The sequence below is a fragment of the Moorena sp. SIO2C4 genome (genome assembly GCF_010672485.1).
Lineage (GTDB): Bacteria > Cyanobacteriota > Cyanobacteriia > Cyanobacteriales > Coleofasciculaceae > Moorena > Moorena producens.
Genome location: NZ_JAAHGN010000371.1, coordinates 1 through 6,664, shown reverse-complemented (window position 1 = coordinate 6,664; position 6,664 = coordinate 1). Strand labels below are relative to the sequence as shown.

Annotated in this window: 8 protein-coding genes; 3 read left to right on the top strand and 5 right to left on the bottom strand. The window is 44.2% G+C overall.

Going from position 1 to position 6,664, the window contains the following annotated elements; all coding sequences use genetic code 11:
- Positions 1–278: TMEM165/GDT1 family protein (locus F6K20_RS19235; protein ID WP_287295680.1), on the top strand; the 278-nt coding region annotated here is incomplete at its 5' end.
- A gap of 96 nt (positions 279–374) precedes the next feature.
- On the opposite strand, the gene F6K20_RS19230 is transcribed toward F6K20_RS19235, so the two are convergent.
- The 3 genes from F6K20_RS19230 to F6K20_RS19220 form a co-directional block, all read right to left on the bottom strand.
- Positions 375–890 (bottom strand): DUF4149 domain-containing protein, encoded by a 516-nt coding sequence (locus tag F6K20_RS19230; protein ID WP_287251331.1) that lies wholly within the window; start codon positions 888–890, stop codon positions 375–377.
- 151 nt (positions 891–1,041) lie between these two features.
- Positions 1,042–2,229, bottom strand: coding sequence for a 1-acyl-sn-glycerol-3-phosphate acyltransferase (locus F6K20_RS19225; protein WP_287295678.1), 1,188 nt, complete (start codon positions 2,227–2,229; stop codon positions 1,042–1,044).
- A 29-nt stretch (positions 2,230–2,258) separates the two neighbouring features.
- Positions 2,259–2,384, bottom strand: a complete 126-nt coding sequence (locus F6K20_RS19220) for a hypothetical protein (protein ID WP_267871979.1) — start codon at positions 2,382–2,384, stop codon at positions 2,259–2,261.
- 83 nt (positions 2,385–2,467) lie between these two features.
- On the opposite strand from F6K20_RS19220, the gene F6K20_RS19215 reads away from it, so the two are divergent.
- Positions 2,468–3,133: a DUF2808 domain-containing protein gene (locus F6K20_RS19215; RefSeq protein WP_008179204.1), complete on the top strand. Its 666-nt coding sequence runs from the start codon at positions 2,468–2,470 to the stop codon at positions 3,131–3,133.
- Between the two features lie 149 nt (positions 3,134–3,282).
- Positions 3,283–4,080 carry a PhzF family phenazine biosynthesis protein gene (locus F6K20_RS19210; RefSeq protein WP_008179202.1) on the top strand — a complete coding sequence of 266 codons (798 nt, stop codon included), beginning with the start codon at positions 3,283–3,285 and terminating at the stop codon, positions 4,078–4,080.
- Positions 4,081–4,327: 247 nt separating this feature from the next.
- On the opposite strand, the gene F6K20_RS19205 is transcribed toward F6K20_RS19210, so the two are convergent.
- Positions 4,328–5,641, bottom strand: coding sequence for a quinone-dependent dihydroorotate dehydrogenase (locus F6K20_RS19205; RefSeq protein ID WP_502708847.1), 1,314 nt, complete (start codon positions 5,639–5,641; stop codon positions 4,328–4,330).
- Positions 5,642–5,958: 317 nt separating this feature from the next.
- The gene (locus tag F6K20_RS19200) at positions 5,959–6,432 is read right to left on the bottom strand and encodes a Fur family transcriptional regulator (RefSeq protein WP_008179196.1); all 474 of its coding nucleotides are present in this window, start codon (positions 6,430–6,432) and stop codon (positions 5,959–5,961) included.
- Between the last annotated feature and the right edge of the window lie 232 nt (positions 6,433–6,664).

The following is a 6,664-nucleotide window of genomic DNA, read 5'->3' as shown; positions in this document are numbered from 1 at the left end:
AATTACTAGGACTAAGTTTCCTAACGGTATTTTTAGCTGAAATTGGAGACAAAAGCCAATTGGCTGCGATCGCACTCAGTGGTAGTCTCAATTCCCCCCGTACTGTGTTTTTTGGAACTATAGCGGCACTGATACTTGCTAGCTTTCTGGGAGTAGTAGCTGGGGGAGGGGTGGCTCATCTATTACCTACTCGTCTACTTAAAGCGATCGCAGCCATTGGCTTTGCTTTGATGGCATTACGGCTATTGTGGCCTTCAGAAGGAACGGTGGAGGATTGATCCCCCACCACCCCACCTCCCTTTCACCCGATTAACCTGACAATCATTTCGACGAGCATTAATCACCTCTGGGGTTAGGGGGAGTGTGGGAGCAGGTCACGAACACACCAATCTACGATAGTCTTGATAGCACCAGCTAAGTAGTGTAGTCCCTCCGATTAACTTGATTGCTTCTAGCAGCCAGTAGCCTTCATGCATTTGCACCATTCCTGCTGGCATGCCACTCACTGGCTCTAGAAGATTCAGTTGTAGAGCCATAGCGCTCATCTGGGGTGTCATGATGTAGGTATAAATGATTGCGATCCCTAGCATGAGCAGGGATAATAAAATAGACCAGCGTCTGACGTAATGATAAAGATTAGAATTACCACGCAGCACTAGGAGGCTGGCTAATATTAAAGCGCCACACAAAAGCTCAACACGATTAAATGTCCAGAAGATTGAATAGCCAGCTGTAGCAAAACTAGCCTGAGTCATCATGCCAGCTGTAGACATGCATGGCATGATCACAAAGTCTATAACCAAACTGCTACTGAGCCAAAACCCTAAAGCAAACATGGCAATGGTTCGCCAGCGGCTTTGCTGTGAATCCACGCCAAAAACAGCGTTCATAAAATTTCCTCTACTTTCTATCCTGCTCTTAGCTTAACCAATTGTTTTTGGAAAAAGTGTGAAGTATTTTTGCAAACAAAAGTATTTTTGCAAACAAATTTTAAATTAATTGTCAGGACTAATTTCAAATCCAGTTGACGTAAGCATATGCTTACGATAAATTTTCTTGAACTGTCTGTTGTAGTTGTTGGGTCAACATCTCCACTGTAGCTGCTCGGTTTTGTCTGTAGGACTCAAAATGCTCTTTGAGGTTTATGGGGTCTCCAATGCGGAGCATCGCTTTCCGGTGTCCTTTCGCCAAAGGTCGATTAAACTTAAACACTTCCCGCTCTAGTCGAGTCAGGGTATCCAAAAAACGCTCTGGCGTAGGGGAGGCAGCAACATAACCATCGTAAATTGCATCGAAGTTCAGCAGGCGGACAGTAGCTTGGTAAATCGATTCATAGGTCGTTTCATCAAACTCTTCTAACTCTTGAGCACGGGATTTTAAGACTGACTGAATTTTATACACTCGTTCTCGGATTGGTGTCATGGTTGCTGGTGTTAGCTCTAGCTTCTGTTCACACTCACTCAACAGACGAGTTTTGAGCTGGTTAATCCGTTGGTTCCAATCCATCTGAGTGCTTTGGTCTAGATTAAGGTCGTATTCAGTCTCTAAGCGAAGAATTACTTGCTCAGCCACACCCCGTAAACGCCCATAGAAGTTTGGTGCGATCGCATTAATGTTGAACGCCTTCTCTAGACGGGACAGGGTCTGATCAATCACTGGCTTCATGGAATCAGTGTAGTGGTACTTCAGACTTACCGGTACTAAATAGAGATTAGGAACAGGTTCACCCTGTTTGACCATTTGGTTCATTGCTTGTAGAGGCAGTTGAATAGCTCCCGTTCGGAAGGGCATAACCGTATCATTTTGATAAGAGCAGCCGCCTTCGGGGAAAATTACCAAATCACAACTCGGTTGCTTCAGTAACTTTAGGGTTTGGGCAATGCTGGCGCGATCGCCTAAACCCCGTCTAATCGAGTAGGCTCCCATCAGGGGCAGAAATTTTTTGTTCCATCCCCGGAAACTCTCGTAAGCCACAACATAGTGAAACAGTTGCCCTAACCGAGTTGATAACAGAAACAGAACCACCCCATCATCAAGGGTAGGATGATTCGGGAGATAAACCACCCGTTCCTCTTCCAACCGAGCCAGTTTCTCTAGGTCCGTAGACTCAACCACTAACTTCAGTTTATAAAAATTATCGGCGAGTAGATCAGAAAAGCTTTGACAGAGGCGGGTTAATACGGGATTGAGCCTAGGTGGATAGAATTGAGGGCTTGACAAAACAGACATAGGATGTATTCCAAGAGGAGATCGGAAGATCACGGAGATGGGGAAATAATAAATACTAGTTTGACTTTAAATACTTGATTTTGCCATTGTGCATGGTGCCATGCTTCCCCACCTTTACTCCCTTCGTGATTTTCCTCACTACAGACAGATGCCATAGTTGTACAGGATCAATTATGCTTTCCCTACTAACCTTTTACCTTAGAATTATCAAATAACAAGAATCATCACTAGTGTCAACATGTTAGATGGTGAAATCAAAGAAAAGACGGCCTCATATACCACCGCGTCACCCTTGATCCCAGCTCTAAAGAGATTGAGCTTCCGTGCGCCCCTTCTGTTTTCGGTAAACTTGCTCAAAATTACTATAGCCTTAGTCTTATCCTTAGTAATTTTGGATACTCCCTCAACCCAAGCCGTTCAGTTAGCGGATGGCAGAGTTTCATTTGAGAAATCTCCTAGGTTGTTGGATGCAGTAACTACGTTTAATCAAGCTGATGTTCGAGGAGGAACATACTATTTCACCGTGGACTTACCAGGGGATATAGGTGAACCACTCCAAAGATTAACCATTAATCAGCGTCAAGGAGGATATAAGATTCGATTCTATCCCGAGAAATCCTCAGCATTTGAAGGAACCTACCAAGACCGGGGTCAGCCGTTATCTCTGGGAAGGGTAACAAAAGACGACTCAACCAAAACAATTTCAGTTACCTTCGATCCACCAGTAAACCCAGGAAAAACCATTACAGTTGGGCTTCGTCCTGTTCGTAATCCACGATGGGGTGGTGTCTATCTGTTTGGGGTTACAGCTTTCCCCCCTGGAGATAGGCCCTATGGTTTATATTTAGGTGTTGGACGTTTACAGTTCTACTCTCCCGCCGGAGACAGGCTCAATTCTAGATAACATCTTCGGAAAATTTATGGCATGTTAATTGTTAATTAATTGTTAATTTTAAATTGTTAATGATCAAGTGACACTTAACAATTTAAAATTAACACAATCAATCATTTTAAAAATCCTTAACCAGACTTGATTTAACCTTTTGCCTGATTATGGGACAAACCATTATTCAAGTAGACGCTTTCACCAGTAAACCCTTTACAGGAAATCCTGCTGCTATCTGTGTTTTACCAACTGCCCAAGATGACAGCTGGATGCAAAACGTAGCCCGAGAGATGAATTTATCTGAAACCGCATTTCTAGTCAAGCAAGAGGATGGTTTCAATTTGCGTTGGTTTACACCAACAGTGGAAGTCTTCTTATGCGGTCACGCCACCCTAGCTAGTGCTCATGTTCTCTGGTCAGAGGGACATGTCTCCCCTGATCAAACGATTCGGTTCTACACCAAGAATGAATTGCTGATAGCTCAGCGCCAGGGTGAGTGGATTCAACTGGATTTCCCGGTGATTCCCTCAGAAGTTATCAGTACTCCAGAAGCACTCAGCCAAGCCTTAGGTGTACCCATCAAGTGGGTTGGGAAAAATTCCCTAGGCTATTTGGTGGAGGTCGAGTCGGAAGAGTTGGTCAAGCAGATGCAGCCCAATTTCCAACTGATGAAAACCTTACCTCTGTTTACAGTAACTGTTACTAGTTGGGCTGACAGTGATTCAGAATACGACTTTGTTTACCGATTCTTTGCCCCCAGAGTGGGAATTGATGAAGACCCAGTTACAGGTTCTGCCCATTGTTGTCTCGCTCCCTTCTGGCGCGAGCGCAATAGTAAAGATGAGTTCTTAGCCTACCAAGCCTCCTCTCGGGGTGGTGTAGTAAAGGTTAACTATACCGGTAGCGATCGCGTTTTTCTGAGTGGACAAGCAGTTACTATCCTGCGCTCAGAATTGGTAATCTGAATTTTTGAATTAAGAATGTAGAATTAAGAATTAAGAATGTAGAATGTAGAATTAAGAATGTAGAATTAAGAATGTAGAATTAAAAATGTAGAATGTAGAATTAAGAATGTAGAATTCTAAATTCGGCCTTCTAAATTCTGCATTCTAAATTCTGCATTCTGACAGACAACCTTGGCCAAAAGGCCACGCGATCGCGTTCAACCAAACAACCTTCAACCTTCAACCTTCAACCTTCAACCTTCAACCTTCAACCAGACCCAGAACCCACTGCCTCAGAAATTGAACTCATGCCTCTTTCCTCCAACTTCTGCAACAGCCCTTGCAGAATCTGCCTTACCATCCATGGACCGTTATAAATCCAACCCGTGTACACCTGAATTAGACTAGCACCTGCAGTAATCTTATCCCAAGCATCCTCCGCCGTAAAAATCCCTCCAACCCCTATAATCGGTAAAGTTCCTTGAGTTTCCTGCCAGATAAATCGAATTACGTCTGTAGAACGTTGACGCAAAGGAGCTCCACTAATCCCCCCAGCTTCTTCCGTTACCGGTTTGCCCGTTGCCGCAATCCGTTGTGTTTTGAGCAGATCCCGACGGATGGTAGTGTTAGTAGCAATAATCCCAGCTAACCCATAGGTTTGGGCAAGCTCAAGCACATCTGCGATCGCATTCCACTCTAAATCCGGGGCAATCTTGACCAGAATCGGCTTTTGGGAAACGTTTTCCTGTTGCAGAGCATCTAAGATCAGACTAAGTTGAGTGGCATCCTGAAGCGATCGCAATCCTGGTGTATTCGGTGAACTCACATTCACCACAAAGTAATCCCCCAATTCCCTCAACAGGCCAAAACTCGACCGATAGTCATCTGCTGCCTCTGCTAGGGGTGTTACTTTAGATTTACCTAGATTAATGCCAATCGGAATAGTTAAACCTGAAGCTTGGATCCGGTTGAAAGTTGTTTGCCCAAGGCGTTCCCTACCGGTAGGTTGTTCGCCCTTGCCTTTCTCTTCCGGTAGGTTCTTTTCTAAACCTGCAACCTGTAACCTGTTAACCTTCAACGGTGGTTGTACCTGTAACCTGTTAACCTTCAACGGTGGTTGTACCTGTAACCTGTTAACCTTCAACGGTGGTTGTACCTGTAACCTGTTAACCTTCAACTGTTCTAATCGAGCAGCCATTGCTGTAGCTCCGAGATTATTAAATCCCATCCGATTCAGAGCAGCTTTGTCCTCTATCAAGCGAAATAGACGAGGACGAGGATTTCCCGGTTGACCATGAAAGGTTACAGTACCGAGTTCAGCAAAGCCAAACCCTAAGCTTCCCCAAATTCCAGCAGCCACACCATCTTTATCAAACCCTGCTGCTAAACCGAGAGGGTTGGGGAAGTTTACTCCCCAGAGGGTTTGTTCAAGGCGAGCATCATTTAGGCAAAACCTTTGCTGTAATTGACCCTGAAGCCAGTGACCTAGAGTAGATTTCTGATTCGATGACAGCCAGCTCAATAGCCCCAGAGTTCTATTGTGTAACCATTCTGGATCTGTCTTCAACCCAGAAAAGAGAATTGGACGAATGGTAGATTGGTAAATATCCATCGTAATGAGTCGGTCAGTAGCTCAGTGCTTAACAAAATACTCCACCATCTGGCTAGTTTTTATTAACAACTGTGGATTTACTTCAATTTTTAATTGCCCCATTCAAACGTCATACTTTGATTGATTCTTTGATTGATTAGTTGCGTTATGGCCAAACCATAAAAAAAAGTCTGTTTTTTCGGTAACTCAAATGACATTTTTTCACTGAAGTACAGTCAATTTTCGCAACCCCTACTCCCTACTCCCTACTCCCTACTCCCTACTCCCTACTCCCTACTCCCTACTCCCTACTCGCTTACCCCCTCCGAAGGGGAGTTAGGTGATTGGTCCTGACGGTAACCATAAAAATCAATCCGATATTCCGTAATCTTTACACCAGTTTGTTCCTCAATTTGCTTGAGCAAGTTTTCCGGTAGTTCTACATAAACATCAAGAATCTGGTTTGTATCCAGGCAATTGACATGGCTATGATTATCGCTGATATTGCCGTACAACCGTCCATCCGAGCGCTCAATACATTCAATAATACCTTGACTAGATAGGGCATCTAAATTCTGGTAAACAGAAGTATGACCAATATCTTTCCCTTGTTGATTCAATCGGTCATAAATGTCTCGCGCTGACAGATGGTCTTTAGCTTCCCATAACAGTTCTAGGATGAAGCGACGTTGACGACTCAGACGCATACCCAGGGTCTGACACTTATCGATAGCATCTTCTAGTGAACGAATTGGTTTAGCAGCTGCCGCTTCTTGTTGCATGACATGAGTTGATGAGTTTAACCAAAAGGAATCCCCTATAAATCTACTGATAGCTCAGCCAGCTATCCAGTTAATCCAGGGCAAGGCTCTTGTGTGATCGGGAATGATATCGACTGGGCATCCTCCGAGTATGGGTTGCAAGAAATCTATGCTCCTGGTGTCTCCCTAGCTACTTGGAAACGCTTCTTGCAAGGAAAGCCGATTAATGCCCAAGTTTTCCAGGTATTTTGCC

Coding starts and splice junctions, on each gene's coding strand:
- F6K20_RS19230 (WP_287251331.1), bottom strand. CDS start 890: ATGAACGCTGTTTTTGGCGTGGATTCACAGCAAAGCCGCTGGCGAACC.
- F6K20_RS19225 (WP_287295678.1), bottom strand. CDS start 2,229: ATGTCTGTTTTGTCAAGCCCTCAATTCTATCCACCTAGGCTCAATCCC.
- F6K20_RS19220 (WP_267871979.1), bottom strand. CDS start 2,384: ATGGCATCTGTCTGTAGTGAGGAAAATCACGAAGGGAGTAAAGGTGGG.
- F6K20_RS19215 (WP_008179204.1), top strand. CDS start 2,468: ATGTTAGATGGTGAAATCAAAGAAAAGACGGCCTCATATACCACCGCG.
- F6K20_RS19210 (WP_008179202.1), top strand. CDS start 3,283: ATGGGACAAACCATTATTCAAGTAGACGCTTTCACCAGTAAACCCTTT.
- F6K20_RS19200 (WP_008179196.1), bottom strand. CDS start 6,432: ATGCAACAAGAAGCGGCAGCTGCTAAACCAATTCGTTCACTAGAAGAT.